The organism is Caballeronia sp. ATUFL_F2_KS9A, assembly GCF_023630765.1.
Classification (GTDB): Bacteria; Pseudomonadota; Gammaproteobacteria; order Burkholderiales; family Burkholderiaceae; genus Caballeronia; species Caballeronia zhejiangensis.
This window is the reverse complement of sequence record NZ_JALQEK010000020.1, coordinates 74,967-101,478: the sequence shown is the minus strand read 5'-3', so window position 1 is coordinate 101,478 and position 26,512 is coordinate 74,967. Positions and strand designations below refer to the sequence as shown.

Genomic DNA, 26,512 nt, shown 5'->3' with positions numbered 1-26,512 from the left:
CGGTCCCGTGAGGTCTTTGTGCTTTCTTGTGACGAATGCTTCGGATACTAGTCGAAAACTATTCGAACAGTTGATTCAACATCGCGATGCTCGGCTCGAACGGCGCCTCTTCGCGAAAGCCTTGCTGCAAAAACGACTCCATGCGCGGATACAGCGCGATGGCGCGGTCGAGCAACTGGTCGCGTCCGCTCGAATACGCGCCCACGTTGATGAGATCCTTGTTGCGCTGATAGCGCGACAGCATCTGCTTGAAGAGACGCACGCGTTCGAGGTGCTTGTCGTCGATGATCGACGTCATCACGCGGCTGATCGACTGCTCGATGTCGATCGCCGGATAGTGCCCGGCTTCCGCGAGCGAGCGGTTCAGCACGATATGGCCGTCCAGAATCGCGCGCGCCGAGTCGGCGATCGGATCCTGCTGATCGTCGCCTTCGGTGAGCACGGTGTAGAACGCCGTGATCGAGCCGCCGCCTTCGGGACCATTGCCGGTGCGCTCGACGAGCGCCGGCAGCTTCGCGAACACCGACGGCGGATAGCCTTTGGTCGCGGGCGGCTCGCCGATGGCGAGCGCGATCTCGCGCTGGGCCATCGCGTAACGCGTGAGCGAATCCATCAGCATCAGGACGTGCTTGCCCTGATCGCGGAAATATTCGGCGAGCGAGGTCGTGTACGCGGCGGCCTGCATCCGCAGCACCGGCGACACGTCGGCAGGCGCGGCCACGACGACCGAGCGCGCGAGTCCGTCCTCGCCGAGAATCTGCTCGATGAATTCCTTCACTTCGCGGCCACGTTCGCCGATCAGCCCGATCACGATGACTTCCGCGCTCGTGTAGCGCGCCATCGTGCCGAGCAGAACCGACTTGCCGACGCCCGAACCCGCGAACAGGCCCATGCGCTGGCCGCGTCCGACCGTCAGCAGCGAGTTGATCGCGCGCACGCCGACGTCGAGCACCTTGTGGATCGGCTCGCGATTCAGCGGATTGATGACCGGACCCGCCAGCGGCGCATCGACCTTGGCGCCGAGCGGGCCGAGCCCGTCGAGCGGACGGCCGGACGCGTCGACCACGCGGCCGAGCATTTCCCAGCCGACCGGCAGACGCTTCGCGCCCGCCATCGGATCGTTGATCGGCGCGCTTTCCAGCGGATACACGCGCGCGCCCGGCAACAGGCCGGCGACTTCGGTCGTCGGCATGAGAAAGAGCTTGTCGCCCGCGAAACCGACGACTTCGGCTTCGGCGGTCGGAATCGCGCTGCCCGGCGGCAGCTCGATGATGCATTCGGAGCCGACGCCCATCTTCAGGCCGACCGCTTCGAGCACGAGACCGGCGGCGCGCGTGAGACGTCCGCAGGGACGCAGCGGCTTCGCGATCGCATTGCGCGAGCGCAGCGCGTCGAGCTTGTCGCGCCACGTGTCGATGTGCGGATTGCCCGCGATACCGGCCAGTTCGGCGATGGTGCGCGCGGCGAGTTCGTCGGGCGATTCGTCTTCCGCGCGCTCTTCGGCGAGCGGGCCGAACGACGCGCGCGCGAGTTCCTGTTCGAGTTCGCTCAGACCGTCCTGCGTGATCCGTTGATTTACCACGGCTTGCTTCTCCCCAACGCGGCCACGACGCGCTCCCAGCGCGACACGTTGGTCGCATCGATTTCACCGGTTGCGGCGTGCGCCTTGCAGCCGCCGCGCTCGACTTCCGGATCGGGCCGCACGGTCCAGCCGGCGGCTTCGAGTTCGTCCTTCAGATACGCATCGACGATAGCCATGTCGGCCGGATTGACGATGAGCGTCGGCGCGCCGCACAACTCCGGCTCGGACGCGATGACTTCGCGCGCCACGGCGACGAGCGCCGTCGGATCGAGTGCGAGATGCTGGCGCACGACCTGCTGCGCGATATCGACCGCGAGTTCCGCGAGCGATTCCGCGATGGCCGCATCGGCGGCTTGCAGCGCGGTCTTGAACGCATCGGCGATCTCGGCGAGACGCGCGGCCTGCGCGAGCGCTTCCTTGCGGCCGTCCTCGAAACCCTTCGCCTGACCTTGCTCGTAACCCGCCTGATACCCAAGCGCCTGCCCCGCGACGTGCCCCTTCGCGAGACCTTGCTGATACGCGTCGTCCTCGACGCGGCGCAGGTGCGCTTCGAGCGCGGCCTGTTCCGCCGCGCTGTTGTCGACCTTGATCTCGACGGGATCGAACGACGCCATTTCCCAGCGCTGATACGCCGAGACCGGAGCCTTTTGCGCGCGGGTGTTAGACATATGCGTCCTCGGCCTTGCCGCCTAACTGGATCTGACCGTTTTCCGCGAGATTGCGGACGATCTGCAGAATCTTGCGCTGCTGCTGCTCGACTTCCGACACGCGCACCGGACCGCGCGAATCGAGGTCTTCGGCGAGCAGTTCGGCCGCGCGCTGCGACATGTTCGACAGGAACTTCTGGCGCAGCGCCGGCTGCGCGCCCTTCAGCGACACGATCAGCGTTTCCGATTCCACTTCCTTCAGCAGAAGCTGGATCGCGCGGTCTTCCAGATCGAGCAGGTTCTCGAACACGAACATCTGGTCGATGATCTTCTGCGCGAGCTCGGCGTCGTATTCGCGCACGTTCGCGATGACGCCTTCTTCGTGATTGCTCGACATGAAGTTGAGAATCTCGGCCGCCGTGCGGATGCCGCCCATCGGCGCGCGCTTCAGGTTGTCGCTGCCGGAGAGCAGCGTCGTCAGCACGTCGTCGAGTTCGCGCAGCGCGGCGGGCTGGATGCCGTCGAGCGTCGCGATGCGCAGGAGCACGTCGTTGCGCAGGCGGTCGGACAACAGCGACACGATTTCCGACGCCTGATCGCGGTCCAGGTGAACGAGGATCGTCGCGATGATCTGCGGATGCTCGTTCTTGATGAGTTCCGCGACCGCGCCCGAGTCCATCCACTTCAGGCCTTCGATGCCGCTCGTATCGCTGCCCTGCAGGATACGGTCGATCAGCGCGCCGGCCTTGGTTTCGCCGAGCGCCTTCGTCAGCACGGAGCGGATGTACTCGCTCGAATCCAGCGAAAGCGCCGTGTGCTGCTCGGCTTCGCTCACGAATTCGGTCAGCACGTTGTCGAGCTGCTCGCGCGTCACGTTTTTCAGGGCCGCCATCGTCGCGCCGATCTTCTGCACCTCGCGCGGGGCGAGATACTTGAAAACTTCGGCGGCTTCTTCCTCGCCGATCGACATCAGCAGGAGAGCGGCTTTATTCAGGCCTTCAGCGTTCATCGGACACCCAGTTCTTTACGACCGTCGCAACGATTCTCGGATCCTGACGCGCGACCATGCGCGCGTAGTCGAGATTGCGGTCGAATTTGGCTTTCTTGCTTTCATGACCGAGGAGACTCACCTCGGCATCCTTGTCTTCGTCTTCCAGCTTCGCCGTGCCGCCGCCGTCGAGCGACGGGCCGTCGAGCAGCGAGAGTTCGTCCGGTACGGCGAGCGTCGGCGCGGCTTCGGGCGGCGGCGGGAAGGCGCGCTTCATCGCCGGCTTCACCATGCTGAAGTACAGGAACAGACCGACGATGCCGATGCCCAGATACTTCGCCGCCTGAATGCCCATGCCGATCGATTCCGGCGTCTTCCACCACGGCACGTCGGGCGTCGCGTTCAGATCGGCGGAGAACGCGCTGTTCACGACGTTCACCGAGTCGCCGCGCTTGTCGTCGAAGCCCATCGCGTCCTTCACGAGCTGCTGGACCTGCGCGAGTTTGTCGGCGGCAAGCGGCGTCATCGTGACGTTGCCCTTCGCATCGACCTTCTTCTCGTAGTTCACGACCACCGCCACCGACAGACGCTTGATCCCCCCCGTCGCCTGCTCGTAGTGACGCACGGTGCGATCGACTTCGTAGTTCGTCGTCGTGTCCTTGCGCTGATTCTGCGGACCCGTTTTCGCCGATGCGCCCGCCGCGCCCGATGCCGCTGCGTCGACCGGCGCGGATGCCGGCTGCGGCGGCTGGTTCGACAGCGCGCCCGGCACGCCGCCGATGCTGCTGCCGCCGGATTCGCTCGACTCGCTCGACTGCTGGCTGCGGATCGCCGTGTTCTGCGGGTTCCCGTTCGGGCCGTAGCTTTCGGCGGTTTGCTCGAGCTTCGAGAAGTCGATGTCGGCGCTGACCTGCGAACGCGCGTTGCCGGCGCCGAAGAGCGGCGCGAGGATCGCGTCGATGCGCTTTTGCGTGTTGTGCTCGATCTGCTGCACATACTTCAGTTGCGATGCGTCGAGGCCGTTCGCGGCGTTCTGGCTCGTCAGCAGGTTGCCGTCCTGATCGACGATGTTCACGTTCTTGACCGGCATGTCCGCGACGCCGGACGCCACCATGTGCGTGATCGCCACCACCTGGCCTTCGTCGAGCACGCGGCCGGGGTACAGATTGACCATCACGGAGGCGGTCGGCAGTTCCTTGTCGCGCACGAAGACGGAAGGCTTCGGAATCGCCAGATGCACGCGCGCCGACTTCACCGACGAAATCGAGCCGATCGTGCGCTCCAGCTCGCCTTCCAGCGCGCGCTGATAGTTGACCTGCTCGGCGAACTGGCTGATGCCGAACTTCTGGTTGTCCATCAGCTCGAAGCCGACCGAGCCGGCCTTCGGCAAGCCCTGGCTCGCGAGACGCAGACGCGTTTCGTGCACCTGCTCGGCCGGCACGAGAATGGCGCCGCCGCCGTCGGAGAGCTTGTACGGAATGTTGCCCTGCTGGAGCGCGGCAACGATTGCGCCGCCGTCTCGGTCGGACAGATTGGAAAAGAGCACGCGATAGTCCGGCTGGCGCGACCACATGACGAGGCCCGCGACCACCATCACCAGAATCGCGACGGCCACGATGAGCGGCACGCGCGGATTCGAGCGGAACTGGTTGAGCATCGGCATGCGCTGCGCGAAGCCGCCGAAGTCGGCTCCCGCGCCGCCCGCGAGGCTCGCGCCGGCGGTGGCCGTTCCGGCTGCGCCCGGCTGTGCGCCCGCCAGGCCCATTCTGGCGTCGGGCGTGATGAGTGAGTTGTTGGGCGTTTCCATTTAGCGTCGAAGCTCCGAATCCTGAGGTTCCCCTCCGCCGCTTCCCGCTTCCATGTAAGCGGCGGTGGAGGACTTTTCACGATGGGGATTATCCGCAGAAGATTGCAAGTCGATTCGGCGAATAGAGCGGGGTTTTCCCCGTTCTTCCCGCGCTTTGAAAAACCGCCGGCTGCTAATCTTTTTCGTACTCGGCGAACCTCCGCAAATGCGGGCCGGGCATCGGGTCTCCGCCACGAGCGGCACCCGTTATTTCCTGTCATCCGGAGTCAACATGAACTTTCCGATCAATCCGCTTTCCTCGGCTATGTCGGCCATTCAGTCGATGGCGTCGCAAGCCGCCGGCGGCACCGGCGCCGCAAACGCCGCGTCCGTCGCGTCGGGCGCCGTCATGGGGCAGAGCGGGACATCGGGCGCGGCGAGCGCCGGCAGCTTCGCCGACGCGCTGAAATCGTCCATCGACAAGATCAGCGACAACCAGAACAAGGCACTCGGCGAGGCGCACGCATTCGAAATCGGCGCGCCGAACGTGTCGCTCAACGACGTGATGGTCGACATGCAGAAGGCGAACGTCGGCCTGCAGTTCGGCCTGCAGGTGCGCAACAAGCTGGTGTCGGCCTACAACGACATCATGCAGATCTCCGTCTGACGGTCTTCACACGATCCGTCCCTCGATCCTCGCGATTGCTCTAGAGCCTTGAGTCCTAAAGCTTTGCCGCGTTTTTCCGATAACCCCGGTAACGGCACGGCGAACGATGGTTCGCCCGCTTGAGGCGGGCGGCACGCTCGTCTCTCACCGGTTTTACCGGACCCACACGGATCAGGACGAGCGGCACGGCGTCCGCTTGAAGCCCGCGCACGCTGCGGCATCGCATAAGGAGAACCCGAGAGATGTATTCCCCAGGACACGCAGGAGCCAGCGCCTACGCACGCGTGGGCGTTCAGACAGGGGTGATCGGAGCGAGCCCGCACAGGCTGATCGTGATGCTGTATCAAGGCGCGCGTCAGGCGATCGCGCAGGCGCGCATGCATCTGCAGCAGAACAACGTCGGCGCGCGCGGCGCGGCGATCGGCAAGGCCATCAGCATCATCGAGAGCGGATTGCAGCAGGCGCTCAACAAGGATGCGGGCGGCGAGATCGCGCAACGGCTGGACGCGCTGTACACGTATATGACGCGCCGGCTGCTCGAGGCGAACATCAAGCAGAACGAGTCGATGCTCGTCGAAGTCGACGGCCTGCTCGCGACGCTGGAAGAAGCCTGGGTCGGAATTGGACAGGAAGTGGCGCAAATGACCGCCGTGCCCGCATGACGGGTATGAGCGTCGACTGCCTCGAAAGAATGAAGACGACACAAGAATATTTCGCCCACTACGAGGCCATTGCGGCGGTTTCCGGTCAGATGCTGGTGGCCGCGCGCGGTGGCGAATGGAGCGAGCTGAAGGCGTTGCAGGGCACCTATCGCGAGCTGGTCGACCGGCTGAAGGAAGTCGATACCGGTTCGGATCTCGACGAAACCGCCCGCGCACGCAAGCTGGACCTCGTGAAGAAGATTCTCGCCGACGACGCCGCGATCCGCGATCTGACCTCGCCGAGTCTCGCGCGCCTGTCCGCGCTCTTCACGGTCAACAGCCCGGCCCGCGTACTGAAGAAAATGATCGGACTGCGCTAGCCGCGGTTCCGCGCCCGCCGGACGATCCGGCCGGCGCTTACGAGGATGGGGGCATGACTGGACTCGATTCTGCGATCGCATCGTTGCTCGCCAGCCGCACCGAGCTCCTGATGTCCGCGATTCGCGCGCCGGGCGGCGTGAGCGGCAGCGGCGTGACGGGCACGAGCGTCGGGCAGACGACGCAGCCGGACATGCCGCAGACCGTCGGCGCGCCCGCCGTGGCGGCGGGACCGGCGGCGTCGGCGCAAACCGAGCTTTCCAGCGTCGCGCGCACGCTCGACGTGATTTCGCGCTTCGGCGGCGCGACGCCCGCGCTGACCGGCGACGCCCCGCTCTGGCCGACGCCGCCGCGCCCCGCGAGCGCCTTCGCCGCGCTCACGACCGGCCTCTTCGATACCGCTTTCTCCTCCAATGCCGCCGCCGTGGCGGCCGCGCGCGCCGCGACGCAGAATCTGCCGCCGCTGCCCGCCGCCGCGCTGGCGACGGCGCTCGCAAGGACCGTCGGCGAAAGCGGGCTTTTCTACGAATCGCATCTGGTGCAATGGCTCGCGGGCCAGCGCAGCGCGGCGTCGCTCGGCAACGAACCGCAGGCGCGCGTCGATGCCCGTTCGATGTCCCTGCCGTTCGAGCTCGCCAACGCCGTCACGCCGGCCGACACCGGCCTCGACGATGCCCGCGCGCCGCAGCTCGCGCCCGATCTGCCGGATTTCCACGGCCGCCCGATCGCGACGCCGCAGACGCCGCAGCAGGCGGCCGCGCTCGCGGCGTCGGTGCGCGATGCGTCGCCGTCCGAGCTCTCGAATTCGCAGAACGGAACCGCGAACGGCGCCAACGCGCAGACGGCGCAACCGAGCCGGCACGAATCGGCGCTGCAGGCGTCGCTCGCGGCGGGCATCCATCCGGCGACGCTCAATGTCGTGCGTCAGCAACTCGACGTGCTCGCGAACGAGCAATTCCGCTGGCAGGGCGAGGCGTGGCCCGGCACGCGCTTCGAGTGGGAAGTCGCCCGCGAACCGCGCGATCAGCGCGCTTCCGACGACGCCGCCGACGAACGCGCCTGGCGCACGCGCATCACGCTGTCGCTGCCCGCGCTCGGCACCGTCGACGCCGAACTGGTGCTGTCGGGCGACAAGCTCGTCACGCGCATCAAGGCGGGCGACGCGGGCGCGCGCCGTCTCGCCGCCGACGGCGCCGCGTTCGCGCGTCAGCTCGAAGCGGCGGGCATCGCGCTCGCGTCGCTGTCCGTGCGTTCGATGGACGGCACGACCGATCTCGCGCTTTCCGGCGACAAGACCGCCGCGAAAAAGCCGGTGCGCTCGCCGCTCGAACATCTGTTCCACCCGCCGCACGGCGATGGGAGTGAAACATGAGCGGCCAGGATCATCCGCCGTACACGCGCAGGCAGGCGACGGCGCTCGCCTACGACGCGGGCAATCGCGAGGCGACGCCGCGCGTCGTCGCGAAGGGCTACGGCATCGTCGCGGACATGATCGTGCAGCGCGCGAAGGAAGCGGGGCTGTACGTGCACGAATCGCCGGAAATGGTGTCGCTGCTGATGCAGGTCGATCTCGACGCGCACATTCCGCCCGCCTTGTATCAGGCGGTCGCGGAATTGCTGTCGTGGGTGTATCGGCTGGAGAACGAGGAGCCGTTGAGGGAAGCGGGGCGGGCCATCCGCTGACGCTTTCTCAGGCGGCGAACGCCCGCGTGACGATCGCCGCGTGATCGAAGCGTCCGGGCAGCGTGCCGTACACGCGCCCGTTTTCGCCGCGCGCGTCGCCAAGACGCGATTCGATGAACGCATCGGCGACATCCTGCGGCGCGTGCCGCGCGAGCAGCACGCCCTGCGCGCACAACGTCAATTGCTGCGCGATGCGCCGGGCCGACGCTTCCCGGATCGACGGATCGTCCGTCAGCATCGCAATCAGCGACGACAGCGCGCCCGCCAGCGCCGGATGCGCGCCCGCCGTCGTCTTCCAGTCGTCGATGAGCGCGTGCGCGGCGTCCTGCTCGCGCTCGAACGCGCGCAGGACGTCGAGGCACATCACGTTGCCCGAGCCTTCCCAGATCGAATTGACCGGCGCCTCGCGATAGAAACGCGCCATCGGTCCGGTTTCGACATAGCCGTTGCCGCCCCAGACTTCCATCGCTTCGCCGGTGAATTCGAGCGCGCGCTTGCAGACCCAGAATTTCGCGGCGGGCGTGACGATGCGCCGCCACGCGCGTTCGGCGAGCGCTCCGCCTGGCGCGGCGCTCTGCTCGAACGCGCCCGCGAGCCGCATGAACAGCACCGTCGCGGCTTCGGATTCGAGCGCGAGATCGGCGAGCACGTTGCGCATCAGCGGCTGATCGACGAGATGCGCGCCGAACGCGCTGCGCTGCCGCGCGTGATGAATCGCCTGGACGAGCGCCGCGCGCATCAGCGCCGCACTGCCGATCACGCAATCGAGCCGCGTGAAATTCGCCATCTCGATGATGGTCGGCACGCCGCGTCCCTCGTCGCCGATCATCACGCCGTAAGCATCGAGAAACTCCACTTCGCTGCTCGCGTTCGAGCGGTTGCCGAGCTTGTCCTTCAGGCGCTGGATCTGGACCGCGTTCTTGCGGCCGTCCGGCGCGAAACGCGGCACGTAGAAGCACGACAGGCCGCCTTCGTCGGCGGTGCGCGCGAGCACGAGATGCGCGTCGCATTGCGGCGCGGAGAAGAACCACTTGTGACCGACCAGCCGATAAGCGCCTCCGCGTCCCGTCGCGCCGTTTCTGTCGATGGCGTGCGCGCGCGTGCGGTTGCTGCGCACGTCGGAGCCGCCCTGTTTCTCGGTCATGCCCATGCCGATCATCATCGAATGCTTGCCGGCTTCGAGCGGAATGTCGCGCGGATCGTGTTCGCGCGAAAGCAGCGCATGCGAAACGCGCGCGAACAGGTCGGGTTCGTTGCGCAGAACGGGGATGCTCGCGAAGGTCATCGTGATCGGGCACAGCGAGCCCGATTCGAGCTGGCCGTGCAGATAGTAGCCGGCGCAGCGCGCGGCCATCGATCCGGCGCGCGCGGACGGCTCGAACGGCATCGCGTGCAATCCCTCATGGCGCAGCCGCCGCAGCAGTTCATGCCACGCCGGATGAAACGCGATGGCGTCGATGCGCTCGCCGCGCGGACTGTGCGTCGCGAGTTCAGGCTCGTGGCGGTTGGCGAGCTCGGCCAGCGCGACGACGTCCGGCTGCGTCAGCGCCATCCCGTCGCGCGAAAGCGTCTGCACATGCCAATGCGCGCCTTCGCGTCCGACGGCGGCGACGAGCGCCGGATCGAAGGCGAACGCGTCATAGCCGACGAGCGGCGAGGCCTGATTCGTGACGTCGTGGGTTTGCCCGAACGGGCGATCGGCGGGATCGGACATCGTCGCTCTCCTTCTGCGGTGATTCGTCGCTGTCGGACGCGCGCAACAGCGCTTTCGGCGGATCGGCCGTCCGGGCGTCATCTCGAATTCAGGAATCATAGGCCGCGCACGGATCGGCCGTGTAGAGGCACCGTTCTTTTCGGGATCGATCGGGAATTTTTGATGCGCGCTCCTAAAGCGCCGCTCACTGAGATAAATCCGATTGTTAATCCCGCCCCGATGACGCGCCGGAACCCGAACCTATAATCGGCACGCCTAATTCCGGCGATTGCAGTAACGCCTTTCACGGAAGCATTCTCAATGAGCATCAACCTCAATCAACTTGTCCAGGGCGCTTTGACCGAAAGCGTGTTGCAGCATGTCGCCGGGCGCATCGGCTGCGCGCCGGAATCCGCGCGGCGCGTCGTGTCGCTGTGCGGGCCGGCGCTGATCGGCGCGATGATGAACAAGGCGTCGTCGCTCGAAGGCGCGCGTCATCTGTTCGCGGCGATCATGTCGCCGGCGACCAACGCGCTGATCGCCGAAGAACTGCCGCACTTCGTCGTGCAGGACGAGGGTTTCAAGACGCTCGTCGACAGCAGCGAAAAAGCCGATGCCGAAATCGCCTCGCGCGACAATCTCAATCTGCTCGCCGAGCGCATCGCCGAATACACGGGCGTCGCGGCGAGCGCCACGCGCACGCTGACCGGCGTGGTCGGCGCGACGCTCTTCGGCGTGCTCAAGCGCTATCTCACGCAGCACAACGGCAATCCCAGCCAGCTTCCGACGCTGCTCGGCCATCAGTTGCCGGTCGTGCGCGCGAACATGACCGACGCGTTCGCCAACGCGCTCGGTCTCGGTTCGGTCGGCGCGTTTCTCGCGGGTGTCGCATCGCGGCTGAAGGCGGTGTCGGCGCATCTGGAACATCCGGCGACGCAGGAAGCCGCCGTGTTCGCGCAGCCGCAGGAAGCGCCCGCCGCCGCCGATCACGCCGTGAAGGAAGACGCGGGCCGGAAGAAATGGTGGTGGATCGCATCCGCTGCCGCGCTCGCGATGTTCGCGGTTCTGGCCGGTCGCGGCTGCTCGACGGACAACAAGCCGGAAGACGCCGCGCCCGTCGCGAAGCCGGACGCCGCTTCCGACGCGAGCGCCGAGACGGCAACGGGCGCGACGGCCGCCGCGGCCGATCAGGCGTCTGCGCCGGCCGCGCTGCCTTCCAAGGACGCAACGATGTCCTTCGTCGTCGACGCATCCGGCGTTCCGACGCTGACCGCGACCGTCCACGACGAGCACGAACGCCGCGAACTGCTCGACACGCTCGCCGCGAAGCTCGGCGCGGACAAGTTCAAGGCGGACATCGCGGTCGATCCGGACACGAAGCCCGCCGCGTGGATCGCGAAACTCGACGGCCTGCTCCCGGTCATGACGCTGCCGGGCGCGCAAGTGCGCGTGGTTGGCGACAAGATCGACCTGAGCGGCCGCGCGGGCGATTCGAAGCTCGGCTGGCTGGACAAGCTGAAGGCGTTCTTCGGCGACGGCTGGACGATCGGCGCAACCGACACGACCGCCGCCGCAAAAACGCTCGCCGCGTCGGACGCTGCCGCGAATTGCAGTGCCGCCGACGTCGCGAAGAATCTGAATCTGCGTCCGATCAAGTTCGGCTTCGCGTCAAACGAGTTGCCGCGCGCGGCGCTGAACGAACTCGCCGAATCCGCGAAGGGGCTGAAGGATTGCGACGCGAACGGCAAGCCGATCAAGCTGCAGATCGGCGGCTACACGGACAGTTCGGGCAATCCGGCGGTGAATCTCCACTTGTCGGAAAAGCGCGCGCGGTCCGTGCGTTCGTATCTGATCCAGCGTGGCGTGCCGGCCGACACGCTGACGGCGGAAGGTTTCGGCGACGCGCATCCGATCGGCGACAACGCCACGCGCGAAGGCCGCGCGGCGAATCGGCGAATCGAATTCAAGGAACTGAACTGATTCGGGAATCGCGCGAGCCGCTGTAAATGACGCGCCGGTCCGCTCATCGCGGGCCGGCGCGTTTTTTTTGCGTGGATGTCACCGGTTTCGCGGAAAGCCATCGGCCATGAAATCCTGATCCAGATTCGCGGGCAGCATTTCCCGCGCGACCTCGATCCACGCGCGCGCCGCGTGCGACAGATAACCGTTGCGCCGCCAGCCGAGCGCCATGTCCCAGTGAATCTCGGGCGCGACGACCGGACGGCAGGTGAACGCGTTCGCGTCGAGACGCCGGCAGTACGGCGCGGGCAGCAGCGCGATGCCGATGCCTGCCTGCACGAGCGCCGCCATGAAATCCCAATGCCCGCTGCGGCCGACGATCGTCGGCGCGAAACCCGCCTCACGGCACGCGTTGAGCACGACGTCGTTGAGCGCGAGGCTCTCGCCGTAGAACACGAACGGTTCGGCGGCGAGATCGGTGAGCGCGACTTCGCGGGCGTCGTCCCAGCGCGAACCCTTCGGCGCGACGAGCCAGAGAATCTGCCGGCTCACGGGTAGGACGTCGAACATCGCGGTGTCGACCGGCTGCAAGACGCCGCCCAGTTCGAGCTCCCCGTCGATGAGCGCCGCCTCGATCGCCTTCGAGCCGCGCTCGAACAGCTTCAGCTCAACTTTCGGATAACGGCGACGGAACGCGGCGATGGCCGGTGTGAAGAGCGATCCGCCCATCGGCGGAATACCGATCGTCAGCGTGCCGCGCCCGAACGTGCCGAGATCGTTCAACTCCGCTTCCAGACGCGCGTGCGCCGCCAGCACCTCGACGCCGCGCTGATAGACGATCTGGCCGGCGTCGGTCAGCACCATCTGACGCCCCTCGCGCAGAAGCAGCGGCGAGCCGACCTCGTCCTCCAGCGCCTTCACCATCTTGCTGATGGTCGGCTGCGTCACGAACATGTGTTCGGCGGCAGCGGTGAAACTCTTCTGCTTCACCACTTCGATGAAGTACCGCAAGGCACGCAATTCCATCGTCGGCTCCGAATTCCAGTTTGGAATGATTCGAATAAGGTTAAGTCATTTTTATTATGCAAGGTGCGCCCATATACTCAGCCTACGGGATAACCCTAATCAGTCGCCTTCAGCCCACGAGAGCCGCCATGTCCACCGCCCTGCCGATCAAAACGCCGTCCGCCTTCGCCCGCTTCCTGCGCGTCGCGGTGCAGTCCGCCGCGCTCGCGGGGATCTGGGTCGTAGCGGATTTCGTCGCGCGCAAGCTGTCGCTGCCCGTGCCGGGCGGCGTGATCGGCCTCGTCGCGCTGCTCGCGCTGCTGTTCTGCGGCGGCGTCGCGCCGCGCTGGGTCAAGGCGGGCGCGGACTGGCTGCTGTCCGACATGCTGCTCTTCTTCATCCCGGCGGCGGTCGCGGCGGTCCAGTACGGCGGCCTGTTCATGGAAGACGGCTGGCGGCTCGCGCTCGTGGTCGTCGGCGGAACGTTGATGGTGATGGTGGCCGTGGCGTTCGCCGTCGACCGTGCGGCGCGCCTGGAACGCCGTCTCGCCCTGCGCCGTGTGCTCGTCGCGCGACACGCGGCCCGCGCCTGAGCGAGCGGACATGAACCACTTCTTTGCCTCGCTTCTCGAAGACGACGCCGCGCGCCTCATCGCGGCCGGCTGCTTCGTGCTGACCGTCGCGCTGTACTTCGCGGCCAAGCATCTGTACGCGCGCTTCCGGCGGCCGTGGCTCACGCCGCTTCTGGCCGTGCCGGCGGTGCTCGCGGTCATCGTCGTGATTGCGCGCATTCCGTACTCGGTCTATTACACCGACACGCGCTGGCTCATGTGGCTGCTCGGACCGGCGACGGTCGCGTTCGCGGTGCCGATCTATGAGTACCGCGAACTCATCAAGCGGCACTGGATTTCGCTGACCGTCGGCGTGACGGTCGGCATTCTGGTGGCGGTCGGCGGTTCGCTCGCGCTCGCGAAGCTGCTGCATCTGTCGCCGGAATTGCAGCGCAGCCTCGCGACGCGTTCCGTGTCGACGCCGTTCGCGCTCGCCGTCTCCGACAAGATCCACGCGCCCAAAGACCTCACCGCGCTCTTCGTGATCGCGACGGGCGTCTGCGGCATGCTCTTCGGCGAAATCGTGCTCGCGCTCGTGCCGCTGCGCACGCGGCTCGCGCGCGGCGCGTTGTTCGGCGCGGCGGCGCATGGCGTCGGCACGGCGAAGGCGCGCGAACTGGGGAGCGAAGAGGGCGTCGTCGCGAGTCTCACGATGATGATCGCCGGTGTCGTGATGGTGCTGCTCGCGCCAGTGCTTTCCGTACTGCCTTTCTGAGCGCTTGCGCGCGCCGCGAAAGTCCCTCTTCGGCGTCTCGAAAACGCATTCGCCACACGAGACTTTGCTACAATCGACGCTCGTTTCCGAGGAGCGTTGCGACGGGCGATTCATCGAATCCGCCCGCCAGGCTCGGAAGCATTCAATCCGGACGGTTCGAAAGCGCCAGGCAGTCAAGGCGCCCGCTGAGCCACCGCATCGAACGGCGCTCACGTCAACATTTCTAGTCTTTTTAGAAAAGGAGGGCGTGATGAACGCCGCAGTTCTCGATTCCAACGGTTCCAAGGATTACATCGTTGCCGACATGTCGCTTGCCGCATGGGGCCGCAAAGAGCTCGACATCGCCGAAACGGAAATGCCGGGTCTCATCCAGACGCGCGAAGAGTACAAGGCGCAGCAGCCGCTGAAGGGCGCGCGCATCGCCGGCTCGCTGCACATGACGATTCAGACGGGCGTGCTGATCGAAACGCTCACGGCGCTGGGCGCGGACGTGCGCTGGGCATCGTGCAACATCTTCTCGACGCAGGATCACGCAGCTGCAGCGATCGCCGCGGGCGGCACGCCGGTGTTCGCGTTCAAGGGCGAATCGCTCGACGAATACTGGGAATTCTCGCATCGCATTTTCGAATGGCCGAACGGCGAATTCGCCAACATGATTCTCGATGACGGCGGCGATGCAACGCTGCTGCTCATCCTCGGCGCGAAGGCGGAAAAGGACCGCTCGGTCATCGCCAAGCCGACGAACGAAGAAGAAATCGCGCTCTACAAGTCGATCGCGAAGCACCTCGACGCCGATCCGACGTGGTACTCCACGCGCCTTTCGCACATTCAGGGCGTGACGGAAGAAACCACGACGGGCGTGCATCGCCTGTATCAGATGGAAAAGGAAGGACGCCTGCCGTTCCCCGCCATCAACGTGAACGATTCGGTCACGAAGTCGAAGTTCGACAATCTGTACGGCTGCCGCGAATCGCTCGTCGACGGCATCAAGCGCGCGACCGACGTGATGATCGCCGGCAAGATCGCGGTCGTCGCGGGTTACGGCGACGTGGGCAAGGGCTGCGCGCAATCGCTGCGCGGTCTGGGCGCGACGGTGTGGGTCACGGAAATCGATCCGATCTGCGCGCTGCAAGCCGCAATGGAAGGCTACCGCGTCGTGACGATGGAATACGCCGCGAGCCGCGCCGACATCTTCGTCACCGCGACGGGCAACTATCACGTCATCAACCACGATCACATGAAGGCGATGCGCAACAACGCGATCGTCTGCAACATCGGCCACTTCGATTCGGAAATCGATATCGCGTCGACGCGTCAATACACGTGGGACAACATCAAGCCGCAGGTGGATCACATCGTCTTCCCGGACGGCAAGAAGATCATCATTCTGGCTGAAGGGCGTCTCGTGAACCTCGGCTGCGCGACGGGCCATCCGTCCTTCGTGATGTCGAACTCGTTCACGAACCAGACGCTCGCGCAGATCGAACTGTTCACGCAGGGCAAGAAGTACGAGAACAAGGTCTACGTGCTGCCGAAGCATCTCGACGAAAAGGTCGCGCGCCTGCACCTCGGCCGTATCGGCGCGGAACTGACCGTGCTGTCGGACGAGCAGGCCGGCTACATCGGCGTCGACAAGAACGGCCCGTTCAAGCCGAACCACTACCGCTATTAAACGCTGACGGCAGCCGTAACAGGCGCGGGCGTGACGACCACGCCCGCGCGATTCAACGCATCAACCGGAGATTTCTCGATGACCGTGCTGCTGACATGGCTGATCAACGCGCTCGCGCTGCTGATCATCACCTACCTCGTGCCTTCGATTCATATCCGCAGTTTCGGCACGGCGCTCATCATCGCGGTGGTGCTGGGTCTCATCAACGCGATCATCCGGCCTGTTCTCATCATCCTCACGTTGCCGGTGACGATCGTCACGCTCGGGTTCTTCATACTCGTCGTGAATGCGCTGTGCTTCTGGCTGTGCTCGTCGCTGTTGAAGGGCTTCGAAGTATCGGGCTTCTGGTCCGCGTTCTTCGGCTCGATTCTCTACAGCATCGTGTCGTGGCTGCTGTCGGCGCTGATCTTCGGGAATCGCAACTTCGGTTGACGTTGGACCGCGCGCTGCCGTGCGTCAAAAAACATCATGAAACCGATCGAACTCTCATTCGAGTTTTTCCCGCCGAAGACGCAGGAAGGCGTGGACAAGCTGCGCGCGTCCCGCGCCGAGTTGAAGAAGCTCTCGCCCAAGTTCGTCTCCGTGACGTTCGGCGCGGGCGGCTCCACGCAGCAAGGCACGCTCGACACCGTGCTCGAAATGGCCGCGGAAGGCTTCGAGGCCGCGCCGCATCTCTCGTGCATCGGCTCGTCGAAGGACAGTCTGCGCGCCATTCTCTTGCAGTACCGCGAGCACGGTATTCGCCACATCGTCGCGCTGCGCGGCGATCTGCCTTCGGGCATGGGCGAAGTCGGCGAGTTGCGCTATGCGTCGGAACTGGTGGCGTTCATCCGTCAGGAGCACGGCGACTGGTTCAACATCGAAGTGGCCGCGTATCCGGAGTTTCATCCGCAATCGAGGTCGCCGAAAGCCGATCTCGAAAACTTCGCGCGCAAGGTGAAGGCGGGTGCGAACTCGGCGATCACGCAGTACTTCTTCAACGCCGATTCCTACTTCAAGTTCGTCGAGGAAGCACGCAAGCTCGGCGTCGACGTGCCGATCGTGCCGGGCATCATGCCGATCACGAACTTCTCGCAACTGATGCGCTTCTCCGACATGTGCGGCGCCGAAGTGCCGAAGTGGATCGCGCGGCGGCTTGAAAGCTTCGGCGACGATCGCGAGTCGATCCGCGCGTTCGGCGTCGACGTGGTGACGGGCCTGTGCCGCCGTCTCATCGATGATGGCGCGCCGGGTCTGCACTTCTACACGCTCAACGGCGCGTGGGCGTCGAAGACCGTTTGCGAACGTCTCGGCTTCAAGAGCGTCTGATCAGCATCAATGTTCACCCGCGCGGCGCTCGCCGCGCGGTTCCTGGTCGAGGCATTCGAAGCGGGGGACTCAGTGCATTTCTCGGACGGACGAGGTCATTTTTCGTTCGCCGCTTCTGGATGCGATGGCTTCGCACTAACTCGACCGCATGTCGTTGTACTAGGTCTCTCCCGCGCAATTGTCGTAGCTTTCTAATGTCACGAAACGTGACAACGGCTTGGTCGTATCGGACGATTTCTACTTGACGTGCTTGCTGGCATGCGGCCAACAGCAGCAGAGCAAGTCCTATCTACTGTCTCATTCATTTACGTACCGTTTTTGTTTCTAACTTAGTCGCTCAATGTCTATTCGTTGGGCGAATTGACGCGTCGCAGACGTAGTGGTCTTGGCCGGAAGGGGAGTGCAATCCCTTAGGCAAAGTTGTGCTGAATAGAATGGTTACGCCTTCCGGCAACCTCGCATTTTTACCGTAGACATAACCCGGTCCTAACGGATAGCGATCCGTCAGTGTGTCTCCGAAATTTCCCCATTTTCTCGTTATATATAGCGAATCAGCCGTAACGGAAAAGGTATATTCCTTCGACGCTTCGACCGAGTCGTACGAAATATGGTCGCGGTCATACTGCATCCAATTAAACGTCCGTCCGCCGTCGGTCGAATATGCCGCGTAATTCATGCATCCGCGATCACCGCACAGGTTTGTTGATACTTTTGGGATCACTACGTTCATGCCCGTTGGGTCGTCGATGATCAGTTTGCCGAGAAAACCGCCGACCCACATGTCGTCAACCAAGGTCCGCACGCCTGTATGCGTGTCGTTGTACCAAGTGTCACCGAAGCAATGGTCGTAATTTTCGAGAGTCACAAAACGATAATCGTCGATCCGATAGATCACCTGCACAGGCGAGTCATACTGTTTTTTCGGCAGATCGCTCGGCACAACCCGACCTGTTTCAAATTCACGTGCACTCATCTGCTGACATCCAGCAAGGAACGTCAGCAGTAACAACACGATTGTCCTCAGTCGTTTCATTGCTCGTACACCGGTTTGTTGATCTTTTGGCGTTCCGCTTCTGCGGCTACGATTTCATCCGTAATGGTTTCAGGATCAATTCCTTTGGGTATGGGAGGAACATTGAGCGTTCCCTTATCGAAGTATTCGTCACCGATCTGCGTCCAATCCGCGTCTTTGATCAGACTGAGCCAGAAATCGAGCGAGTCGTGCGACTCGCAGAAACCGATCGGCAAATCCCACGCCACCACCCGACTCATGAATTCATGATGTTGCGGCAAGGTGCTGTGATTCGTCGGCATCGGTTGATATTCTTCGATGCGCTTGATCATTTCCGCGTGGTTTTCCGTACGCATTAGCGGGCCCTGCGCATAGGGATCGTTCATGACCTGCTTTTCCAGGCGATGTATGGATTCGAGGTAAGGAACGCCAGGATCCAGATAATTTCCACGCTTATCTTTTGCGCCGAGCGCATCCTGATCGCTCAACGCTTCCTCGAAGTACCGTTCAACCGGTTGCTTGCTTTCTACCGTCTGGCCTGCTTGGACCCGCGTGACAATACGTTGTTGCTTCTTGGACATCTCCTCAGCCGTAATAGGATGAGGTACTTGCTCGGCATTGATATTGACCTTCTGATTCTTGCCCGGCACCGTCCATAGCTCGACTCCAGCCGCTGTTCGGTTGCCATTCCAGAAATCGCCCGGCTTTACGCCAGGCTCAGGATTAGGAATCGGCGGCAAGGTACCAAAGTTCGTCGTCGCCGGCGCGTCCCCACAGGACGTGCCTCGCGCCAGCATCCGCTGTTTGACGGTATCGCCCAGTTCATCGATCAATGCGTCACTCACGCCTCGCCAGCCGATGCTTTGAAGGGCTTTGCTGCCCATCACCCGGTCGTGCGGATTGAAGTACACGTAAAGGCGCCCGTGATTGTCACGTTCCTTGATTCCGTTGTTTACGGCATTGACATGCCACAGTTCCATTTCCTGCGTCGCGCCCACATGAAGCATTCCATGTTCTTCGTCGGTAAAGACCTTTTTATCCTTCTTAATGCGTTCCGCCACGTTGCGGAATGTATTGACACGCGCCTGCGTTGTGGGGCGACTGTGCCAGCACGTCAACGCGTCTGTGGATTTGTCTTCCAGCGAAAAAGGCGAGTTCATTACCACCAGCGAATCGGGCGCGCGCGTCTTGCACATGAGCGTGGCCGCCATGCTGATCATCGTTCCCTGACTATGCGACATAACGGTGATCGTATCGTCCGGACAGCGCGTGCGGATCTTGTCAATCAAATTCGCGAGGCGTTGCGCCGCGTGGGCGTAGTACTGACGGCCAGGAGCGTCGTGCAGTTCCCGGTCCCATTCGGTGTTGAACCATTGGAGGTTGAATACTTTGGCAATTCTGGGTGAGAAGCCGGTTTCGCTCCACAGTTGCTGGAGGTTGTTCGTGCCGTTCTGAAAGGGACCGCCGCCCCAAAACCACGGCCCTGAATCCTTCAAGTCCCTGGTTTTCCAGCCATCCTCGTCACGGATGTTTTTTAGCGGCACACGCCATTTATGCTCCTTGCCTTCTTGAGCGCGATAGCCCCAATAAAAGCGAATCACCGGGGAATACCCGCCGTTCGCGATCCGTCGCACGGACACACCACCTTTACCGTCACTGGTCGTGTAGTCGTTCGACTTGAGGTCCTTCCGCCCCAATCTCGCATTCAACCCCTCACATAGCGCCTTCTCCGCCGCTTCGTACCATTCCCCTTCCGAGTTAACGCCATGCACGAAGATAACGACGCCCGGCAAAGCCGGCGGAACACGACACTCGGCATACACCTGATAACTTTCAGGTGTCATGTAGGACTCCCAAAACGGCCGCCCGAAGACGTCGGCCTGCATCGGCACAACGCAAGTGGCGGTTTCTAATTTGTAGCGTTTTGGTTGCGCATCGTCAGACGCGGCGCCTTCCCGCTGGTCGGGCGTATCTCGCCCGGTCATCTTTTCGTTCAATTTTTGCTCCGTTCGGCTGGATTCGCCCAGTTCGGCGTGCTCGTTTTTTTTAGCATGCGCGTGCTCAACCAGTGGAAAAATAGTGTCGCATCCTGCCGAGTGGCAGCCTTTCGGAGCAATCAAAGTGGAAATCAAGGAGCGGCGCTTGAGCCCGCCGCGATTCCCAAGATCCGTGTACCGCTTATCACGTTCAAACATGCCCGATAACCTACCCTTATCGGAGCGCCACCGACGACAAACTCTAGTGGGGAAAACCAAGTACACGTGTCACTTTTGTTCGTGCTAGGGTAGCGCCCACTTTGCGCGTGTGCTTCGAAAAAAGCGGGGCGGCGCGATCAAGTACACTCGCGCTACGTCGGCCAGAAGCCGGCATCGACTTGGAGGAAACATGAACAAAAACAGCCTGTTGCGAGCCATCCGCGGATCGGCGCTCGCAGGCGCCGTCGCCACCGCGACGCTCTTTGCAGCAACCGCGGCACACGCCGCGGGAATCCCGAACAAGACGCTCGTCTATTGCTCGGAAGGCAGCCCGGCCGGCTTCGATCCGGCGCAATACACCACCGGCACAGATTTCACCGCGAACACCTTCACCGTCTATAACCGTCTCGTCGAATTCGAGCGCGGCGGCACGAAAGTCGAGCCCGGTCTCGCCGAAAAGTGGGACGTGTCGTCGGATGGCCTCAGCTACACGTTCCATCTGCGTCACGGCGTGAAGTTCCAGACGACGTCGTTCTTCAAGCCGACGCGCGAATTCAACGCGGATGACGTGATCTTCACGTTCAACCGCATGCTCGATCCGAACAATCCGTTCCGCAAGGCGTACAACGTCCAGTTTCCGTACTTCACGGACCTCGGCATGGACAAGCTGATCTCGAAGATCGAGAAGGTCGATCCGTACACCGTGAAGTTCACGCTGAAGGAAGTCAGCGCGCCGTTCATCCAGAACATGGCGATGGAATACGCGTCGATCCTGTCCGCCGAGTACACGGACAAGCTGCTGAAAGACGGCAAGGCCGCCGACATCAACCAGCAGCCGGTCGGCACGGGTCCGTTCATCTTCCGCAGCTACACGAAGGACGCGACCATCCGCTTCGACGGCAATCCTGATTACTGGAAGCCGAACGCCGTGCAGATCAGCAAGCTGATCTTCTCGATCACGCCGGACGCGGCCGTGCGCGTGCAGAAGCTGAAGAACAACGAATGCCAGGTGATGAGCTATCCGCGTCCGGGCGATATCGCCGCGCTGAAGTCGGCATCGAATGTCGATACGCCGTCACAGGCGGGCTTCAACGAAGGCTATGTCGCGTACAACGTGACGAAGAAGGGCCTCGACAACACCGACGTGCGCCGCGCGCTCGACATGGCGATCAACAAGAAGGCGATCATCGATTCCGTGTATCAGGGCGCGGGCCAGCCGGCCACCGCACCGATGCCGCCGACGCAGTGGTCCTACGACAAGAACCTGAAGGGCCAGACATACGACACCGCGAAGGCGAAGGAACTGCTCTCGAAGGCGGGCTTCCCGAACGGCTTCGAAATCACGCTCTGGGCGATGCCGGTTCAACGCGCGTACAACCCGAACGCGCGGCTGATGGCGGAAATGATCCAGGCCGACTGGGCGAAGATCGGCGTGAAGGCGAACATCGTTTCGTACGAGTGGGGCGAGTATCTGAAGCGCGCGCACGCGGGCGAACACGATGCGCTCCTGATCGGCTGGACCGGCGACAACGGCGACCCCGACAACTGGCTCGGCACGCTGCTCGGCTGCGACGCCGTGAAGGGCAGCAACTTCTCGAAGTGGTGCTACAAGCCGTTCGACGAACTCGTCGTGAAGGGCCGTTCGACGACCGATGTCGCCGCGCGCACAAAGGCTTACACCGATGCGCAGCAGATCTTCGCGCAGCAACTGCCGTTCTCGCCGATCGCGCACTCGACGGTGTATCAGCCGGTGAGCAAGAAGGTGACGAACATGAAGATCGAGCCGCTCGGCTACGTTCGCTTCGATGGCGTCGGCATGCAATAAAGTTTGTCTACGGAACGCTTTTTGCACTAAACCATAGTTAATCGAACAGGTCCGGCGGCGCGGGTCCACAAGATCCAAGCCGCCGGTCACGTTTTGAGTCCTCCCAATACCGAAAAGGACGATCCATGTTCCGATTCGTTTTGCGACGCATAGGAATGGTGATACCGACGTTCATCGGCATTACGATTCTCGCGTTCGCGCTCATCCACCTGATTCCCGGCGACCCCATCGAAGTGATGATGGGCGAGCGTGGCGTCGATCCCGCGATGCACGCCGAAGCCATGAAGCGCCTCGGTCTCGACCAGCCGCTGCCGGTCCAATACCTCACCTACGTCGGGCACGCGCTGAAAGGCGATCTCGGCACGTCGATCATCACGAATACCAGCGTGATGGGCGAGTTCCTCGCGCGCTTTCCGGCGACCGTCGAACTCTCCATCTGCGCGATGATCTTCGCGCTCGTCGTCGGCTTGCCGGCGGGCGTCGCGGCGGCGCTCAGGCGCGGCACGGTCGTCGATCACGGCGTGATGGGCACCGCGCTCACGGGCTATTCGATGCCGATTTTCTGGTGGGGCTTGATCCTCATCATGTTCTTCTCGGCGAAGCTCGGATGGACGCCGGTGTCGGGCCGCATCGCGGTCGAATACGACATTCCGCACGTCACCGGCTTCATGTTGATCGACGCGCTCTTCTCCAGCGACGAAGGCGCGTTCACGTCGGCGGTGTCGCATCTGATTCTGCCGACCATCGTGCTCGGCACGATTCCGCTGGCGGTCGTCGCGCGCATGACGCGCTCGTCGATGCTCGAAGTGCTGCGCGAGGACTACATCCGCACGGCGCGCGCGAAGGGTTTGTCGCCGCTGCGCGTGGTCGTCGTGCATGCGCTGCGCAACGCGCTGATTCCTGTCGTGACCGTGATCGGCCTGCAGGTCGGCACGCTGCTCGCGGGCGCGGTGCTGACCGAGACGCTGTTCTCGTGGCCGGGTGTCGGCAAGTGGCTCATCGACGCCATTTCGCGCCGCGATTATCCGGTCGTGCAAGGCGGCATTCTGATGATCGCGACGCTCGTGATCGTCGTGAACCTGGTCGTCGATTTGTTGTACGGCGTGTTGAATCCGCGCATTCGCCATACTCGCTGAGGAAAACATGTACCCCCACGCTCACACTTGTTCGCTGCCCCCCAAGGGGGCGCATGCCTCGCTTGAGGCCGCTCGGCGCGAGGCATAACGAATGGCTGACGTTCAAAACAATCTCCCGCCGGGCGCGCTCACGCCGCCGTCCGGGCGCATGGTCGCGGCGCGCGAATTCTGGGCGAATTTCTCGCGCAATCGCGGCGCCGTCGTCGCGGGCGTGATCGTGCTCGTGCTGATTCTCGTCGCGCTGCTCGCGCCGCTGATCGCACCGCATAGCCCGATCGAGCAATATCGCGATTACGTGAAAATTCCGCCCGCGTGGCTCGAAGGCGGCAACCGCATGTTCCTGCTCGGCACCGATGAAGCCGGCCGCGACATTCTCTCGCGTCTCATGTACGGCGCGCGGCTGTCGTTCTGGATCGGCTTCGTGTCGGTCGTGCTCGCGCTGATTCCGGGCGTCGTGCTCGGTCTGATGGCCGCGTTCTTCCACTGGCTCGATACGCCGATCATGCGCGTGATGGACGTGCTGCTCGCGTTGCCTTCGCTGCTGCTCGCGGTCGCGGTCGTCGCGATCATCGGGCCGGGGCTCGTCAACACGATGCTCGCCATCGCCATCGTCGCGCTGCCGGGATACGTGCGTCTCACGCGCGCGTCGGCGCTCGGCGAATTGCAGAAGGAATACGTGACGGCATCGCGCGTCGCGGGCGCGGGCACCGTCCGCCTGATGTTCTCGCAAGTGCTGCCGAACTGCGCCGCGCCGCTGATCGTGCAGGCGACGCTCGGTTTCTCGTCCGCGATTCTCGATGCTGCCGCGCTCGGCTTTCTCGGCCTCGGCGTGCAGCCGCCGGCGGCGGAGTGGGGCGCGATGCTCGCATCGGCGCGCGATTACATCGAAAGCGCATGGTGGATCGTGACGATGCCAGGCCTGTCGATCCTGATCTCGGTGCTCGTCATCAATCTGCTCGGCGACGGTCTGCGCGATGCGCTCGATCCGAAACTCAAACGGATGGGCTGACATGAACGATCTTCTGACTATCCGCAATTTGCAGGTGACGTTCGGCGGCACGCAGGCCGTCGATCGCATCGATCTGTCCGTGAAGCCGGGCGAAGTCGTCGGCGTCGTCGGCGAATCCGGCTCGGGCAAGAGCGTCACGATGATGGCGCTGATGGGCCTCATCGACGCACCGGGCAAAGTAACCGCCGATCAGGTCACGTTCGACGGGAAGGATTTGCTGAAGGCGTCGGCGCGCGCGCGTCGCAGGATCATCGGCAAGGACATCGCGATGGTGTTTCAGGACGCGCTGACGAGCCTGAACCCGAGCTACACCGTCGGCTATCAGATCAAGGAAGTGCTGAAGCTGCACGAAGGTCTGCGCGGCGATGCGCTCGACAAACGCGCGCTCGAACTGCTCGATCAGGTCGGCATTCCGGACGCGAAGAACCGCATCAATTCGTTTCCGCATCAGATGTCGGGCGGCATGAATCAGCGCGTGATGATCGCGATGGCGGTCGCATGCAATCCGAAGCTGCTGATCGCCGACGAGCCCACCACCGCGCTCGACGTGACGATCCAGGCGCAGATCATGGAACTGCTCGTGAAGCTGCAGAAGGAACGCGGCATGGCGCTCGTGCTGATTTCGCACGATCTCGCGGTCGTGTCCGAAGTGGCGCAGCGCGTCGCGGTGATGTACGCGGGCGAGATCATCGAAACGAATCATGTGCCGACGATCTTCAGCGAGCCGCATCATCCGTACACGGAAGCGCTGCTCGCGGCGATTCCCGAACATTCGCGCGGCGCGGAACGTCTCGCGGCGCTGCCGGGCATGGTGCCGGGCAAGGACGATCGCCCGAGCGGATGTCTCTTCGCGCCGCGCTGCAAATATGTCGTCGACGATTGCCGGAAGGCGCGGCCGAATCTGTATCAGCTCGACAAGAACGATCCGGCCGTGCGGGCGCGCTGCATCAAGCCGTTGAACATCGATGTGGTCGTGGAAGGAGGCGCGCGATGAACGCCGTACCGAAGGAATCGAATCAGGACATCGTGCTCGCCGCCGACAAGCTCACGAAGCATTACGACGTGAAACGCAGCGCGTTCAAGCACGGCACGGTGAAGGCGTTGAACGGCGTGTCGTTCGAATTGAAGCGCGGGCGCACGCTTGCGGTCGTCGGCGAATCGGGATGCGGCAAGTCCACGCTCGCGCGTCAATTGACGATGATCGAAGCGCCCACGTCGGGCCGTCTGCTGATCGAAGGCGACGATGTCGCGGGCGCGAGCCGTGCGAAGATCGCCGAGTTGCGTCAGCGCGTGCAGATGGTGTTCCAGAACCCTTTCGCGTCGCTGAATCCGCGCAAGACCGTCGAGCAGACGCTCGGCGAACCGCTCGCGATCAACACGAAGCTCTCGTCGACGGAGCGCGCCGAGCGCATCGCGAAGATGATGCGTACCGTCGGCTTGCGGCCGGAACACGCGTCGCGTTATCCGCACATGTTTTCGGGCGGGCAGCGTCAGCGCGTGGCGATCGCGCGGGCGATGATTCTCGATCCGCAGATCGTCGTCGCCGACGAGCCGGTGTCCGCGCTCGACGTGTCGATTCAGGCGCAGATCCTGAATCTGTTCATGGATCTCCAGGCGCAGTTCGGCACGAGCTACGTGTTCATCTCGCACAATTTGTCGGTGGTGGAGCATATCGCCGACGACGTGATGGTGATGTACTTCGGCGGCGTCGCGGAAGTCGGCGACAAGAAGACGATTTTCGCGAAGCCGCGCCATCCGTACACGCGCGCGCTCATGTCCGCGACGCCCGCGATCTTCGAGGAAGACCGGCGCATCAAGATCAAGCTGCAGGGCGAGATGCCGTCGCCGCTCAATCCGCCATCGGGCTGCACGTTCCATCAGCGCTGCCCGTATGCGATCGAGCGATGCCGTGTCGAAGAGCCGAAACTGCGCGTGGTCGATGGACGTCAGGTGTCGTGCCATCGCGCCGAGGAGGTCGGCGAAGCCGAAGTCTGAATCTC

At 63.6% G+C, this 26,512-nt stretch carries 24 protein-coding genes and 1 riboswitch; of the genes, 16 read left to right on the top strand and 8 right to left on the bottom strand.

All coding sequences use genetic code 11. The annotated features are described in order from the left end of the window. Positions 1–58 precede the first annotated feature (58 nt). From fliI to fliF, 4 genes are read right to left on the bottom strand one after another with little or no spacing between them, the layout of a single operon-like run. Complete coding sequence (gene fliI, locus NCS67_RS12535) at positions 59–1,582, bottom strand: flagellar protein export ATPase FliI (RefSeq protein ID WP_008352580.1); 1,524 nt, start codon at positions 1,580–1,582, stop codon at positions 59–61. Further along, entirely contained in the window at positions 1,576–2,250 is a 675-nt protein-coding gene (gene fliH / locus NCS67_RS12530; RefSeq protein ID WP_008352582.1) for a flagellar assembly protein FliH, read from the bottom strand. The genes fliI and fliH overlap by 7 nt, the downstream gene beginning before the upstream one ends. Next, positions 2,243–3,238, bottom strand: coding sequence for a flagellar motor switch protein FliG (gene fliG / locus NCS67_RS12525; protein WP_008352584.1), 996 nt, complete (start codon positions 3,236–3,238; stop codon positions 2,243–2,245). The genes fliH and fliG overlap by 8 nt, the downstream gene beginning before the upstream one ends. Next, on the bottom strand, positions 3,228–5,024 hold the full coding sequence (gene fliF, locus NCS67_RS12520; protein ID WP_008352586.1) for a flagellar basal-body MS-ring/collar protein FliF: 1,797 nt from the start codon (positions 5,022–5,024) through the stop codon (positions 3,228–3,230). Before fliF ends, fliG begins: the two co-directional genes overlap by 11 nt. 271 nt (positions 5,025–5,295) lie before the next feature. Here fliF and fliE point away from each other — a divergent pair, with 271 nt between their 5' ends. From fliE to NCS67_RS12495, 5 genes are all read left to right on the top strand, one after another. After that, the gene (gene fliE, locus NCS67_RS12515; RefSeq protein ID WP_008352588.1) at positions 5,296–5,670 is read left to right on the top strand and encodes a flagellar hook-basal body complex protein FliE; all 375 of its coding nucleotides are present in this window, start codon (positions 5,296–5,298) and stop codon (positions 5,668–5,670) included. A gap of 242 nt (positions 5,671–5,912) precedes the next feature. Continuing rightward, positions 5,913–6,332, top strand: a complete 420-nt coding sequence (gene fliS / locus NCS67_RS12510) for a flagellar export chaperone FliS (protein ID WP_033536660.1) — start codon at positions 5,913–5,915, stop codon at positions 6,330–6,332. Positions 6,333–6,361: 29 nt separating this feature from the next. Next, a complete protein-coding gene (locus tag NCS67_RS12505; RefSeq protein WP_033536661.1) occupies positions 6,362–6,691 on the top strand; it encodes a flagellar protein FliT in 330 nt (109 codons plus the stop codon). Between the two features lie 53 nt (positions 6,692–6,744). Then, the gene (gene fliK, locus NCS67_RS12500; RefSeq protein WP_008352594.1) at positions 6,745–8,061 is read left to right on the top strand and encodes a flagellar hook-length control protein FliK; all 1,317 of its coding nucleotides are present in this window, start codon (positions 6,745–6,747) and stop codon (positions 8,059–8,061) included. Continuing rightward, complete coding sequence (locus NCS67_RS12495) at positions 8,058–8,372, top strand: EscU/YscU/HrcU family type III secretion system export apparatus switch protein (RefSeq protein WP_008352596.1); 315 nt, start codon at positions 8,058–8,060, stop codon at positions 8,370–8,372. Before fliK ends, NCS67_RS12495 begins: the two co-directional genes overlap by 4 nt. Before the next feature lie 7 nt (positions 8,373–8,379). Here NCS67_RS12495 and NCS67_RS12490 read toward each other — a convergent pair whose 3' ends face one another. Continuing rightward, positions 8,380–10,086: an isovaleryl-CoA dehydrogenase gene (locus NCS67_RS12490; protein ID WP_250435320.1), complete on the bottom strand. Its 1,707-nt coding sequence runs from the start codon at positions 10,084–10,086 to the stop codon at positions 8,380–8,382. A gap of 300 nt (positions 10,087–10,386) precedes the next feature. Here NCS67_RS12490 and NCS67_RS12485 point away from each other — a divergent pair, with 300 nt between their 5' ends. Continuing rightward, positions 10,387–12,045, top strand: coding sequence for an OmpA family protein (locus tag NCS67_RS12485; protein WP_034473261.1), 1,659 nt, complete (start codon positions 10,387–10,389; stop codon positions 12,043–12,045). 78 nt (positions 12,046–12,123) lie between these two features. On the opposite strand, the gene NCS67_RS12480 is transcribed toward NCS67_RS12485, so the two are convergent. Beyond that, positions 12,124–13,050: a LysR family transcriptional regulator gene (locus NCS67_RS12480; protein WP_008352602.1), complete on the bottom strand. Its 927-nt coding sequence runs from the start codon at positions 13,048–13,050 to the stop codon at positions 12,124–12,126. Between the two features lie 128 nt (positions 13,051–13,178). Between NCS67_RS12480 and NCS67_RS12475 the strand changes: the two genes are divergently transcribed. From NCS67_RS12475 to metF, 5 genes are all read left to right on the top strand, one after another. Beyond that, a complete protein-coding gene (locus tag NCS67_RS12475; RefSeq protein WP_034473259.1) occupies positions 13,179–13,622 on the top strand; it encodes a CidA/LrgA family protein in 444 nt (147 codons plus the stop codon). A gap of 10 nt (positions 13,623–13,632) precedes the next feature. Then, positions 13,633–14,355, top strand: coding sequence for an LrgB family protein (locus NCS67_RS12470; RefSeq protein WP_008352604.1), 723 nt, complete (start codon positions 13,633–13,635; stop codon positions 14,353–14,355). An 82-nt stretch (positions 14,356–14,437) separates the two neighbouring features. Beyond that, a riboswitch (S-adenosyl-L-homocysteine riboswitch) is annotated at positions 14,438–14,573 on the top strand. Positions 14,574–14,605: 32 nt separating this feature from the next. Then, entirely contained in the window at positions 14,606–16,027 is a 1,422-nt protein-coding gene (gene ahcY / locus NCS67_RS12465) for an adenosylhomocysteinase (protein WP_008352605.1), read from the top strand. 78 nt (positions 16,028–16,105) lie between these two features. Continuing rightward, positions 16,106–16,459 carry a phage holin family protein gene (locus tag NCS67_RS12460; RefSeq protein ID WP_008352606.1) on the top strand — a complete coding sequence of 118 codons (354 nt, stop codon included), beginning with the start codon at positions 16,106–16,108 and terminating at the stop codon, positions 16,457–16,459. A 36-nt stretch (positions 16,460–16,495) separates the two neighbouring features. After that, positions 16,496–17,335 (top strand): methylenetetrahydrofolate reductase [NAD(P)H], encoded by an 840-nt coding sequence (gene metF, locus NCS67_RS12455; protein ID WP_008352607.1) that lies wholly within the window; start codon positions 16,496–16,498, stop codon positions 17,333–17,335. A 337-nt stretch (positions 17,336–17,672) separates the two neighbouring features. Here the strand turns inward: metF and NCS67_RS12450 are convergent, their stop codons facing one another. Further along, positions 17,673–18,347: a T6SS immunity protein Tli3 family protein gene (locus NCS67_RS12450; protein WP_250435319.1), complete on the bottom strand. Its 675-nt coding sequence runs from the start codon at positions 18,345–18,347 to the stop codon at positions 17,673–17,675. Positions 18,348–18,364: 17 nt separating this feature from the next. Next, entirely contained in the window at positions 18,365–20,542 is a 2,178-nt protein-coding gene (locus tag NCS67_RS12445; RefSeq protein ID WP_250435318.1) for a T6SS effector phospholipase Tle3 domain-containing protein, read from the bottom strand. 190 nt (positions 20,543–20,732) lie between these two features. On the opposite strand from NCS67_RS12445, the gene NCS67_RS12440 reads away from it, so the two are divergent. From NCS67_RS12440 to NCS67_RS12420, 5 genes are all read left to right on the top strand, one after another. Further along, positions 20,733–22,367: an ABC transporter substrate-binding protein gene (locus NCS67_RS12440; RefSeq protein WP_008352609.1), complete on the top strand. Its 1,635-nt coding sequence runs from the start codon at positions 20,733–20,735 to the stop codon at positions 22,365–22,367. Positions 22,368–22,492: 125 nt separating this feature from the next. After that, positions 22,493–23,503, top strand: a complete 1,011-nt coding sequence (locus NCS67_RS12435) for an ABC transporter permease subunit (RefSeq protein ID WP_008352611.1) — start codon at positions 22,493–22,495, stop codon at positions 23,501–23,503. 91 nt (positions 23,504–23,594) lie between these two features. Further along, complete coding sequence (locus NCS67_RS12430) at positions 23,595–24,512, top strand: ABC transporter permease subunit (RefSeq protein WP_008352613.1); 918 nt, start codon at positions 23,595–23,597, stop codon at positions 24,510–24,512. Position 24,513: 1 nt separating this feature from the next. Then, the gene (locus tag NCS67_RS12425) at positions 24,514–25,506 is read left to right on the top strand and encodes an ABC transporter ATP-binding protein (RefSeq protein WP_175979632.1); all 993 of its coding nucleotides are present in this window, start codon (positions 24,514–24,516) and stop codon (positions 25,504–25,506) included. Beyond that, positions 25,503–26,507 carry a peptide ABC transporter ATP-binding protein gene (locus NCS67_RS12420; RefSeq protein ID WP_175979631.1) on the top strand — a complete coding sequence of 335 codons (1,005 nt, stop codon included), beginning with the start codon at positions 25,503–25,505 and terminating at the stop codon, positions 26,505–26,507. The genes NCS67_RS12425 and NCS67_RS12420 overlap by 4 nt, the downstream gene beginning before the upstream one ends. The last annotated feature ends 5 nt before the right edge of the window (positions 26,508–26,512 follow it).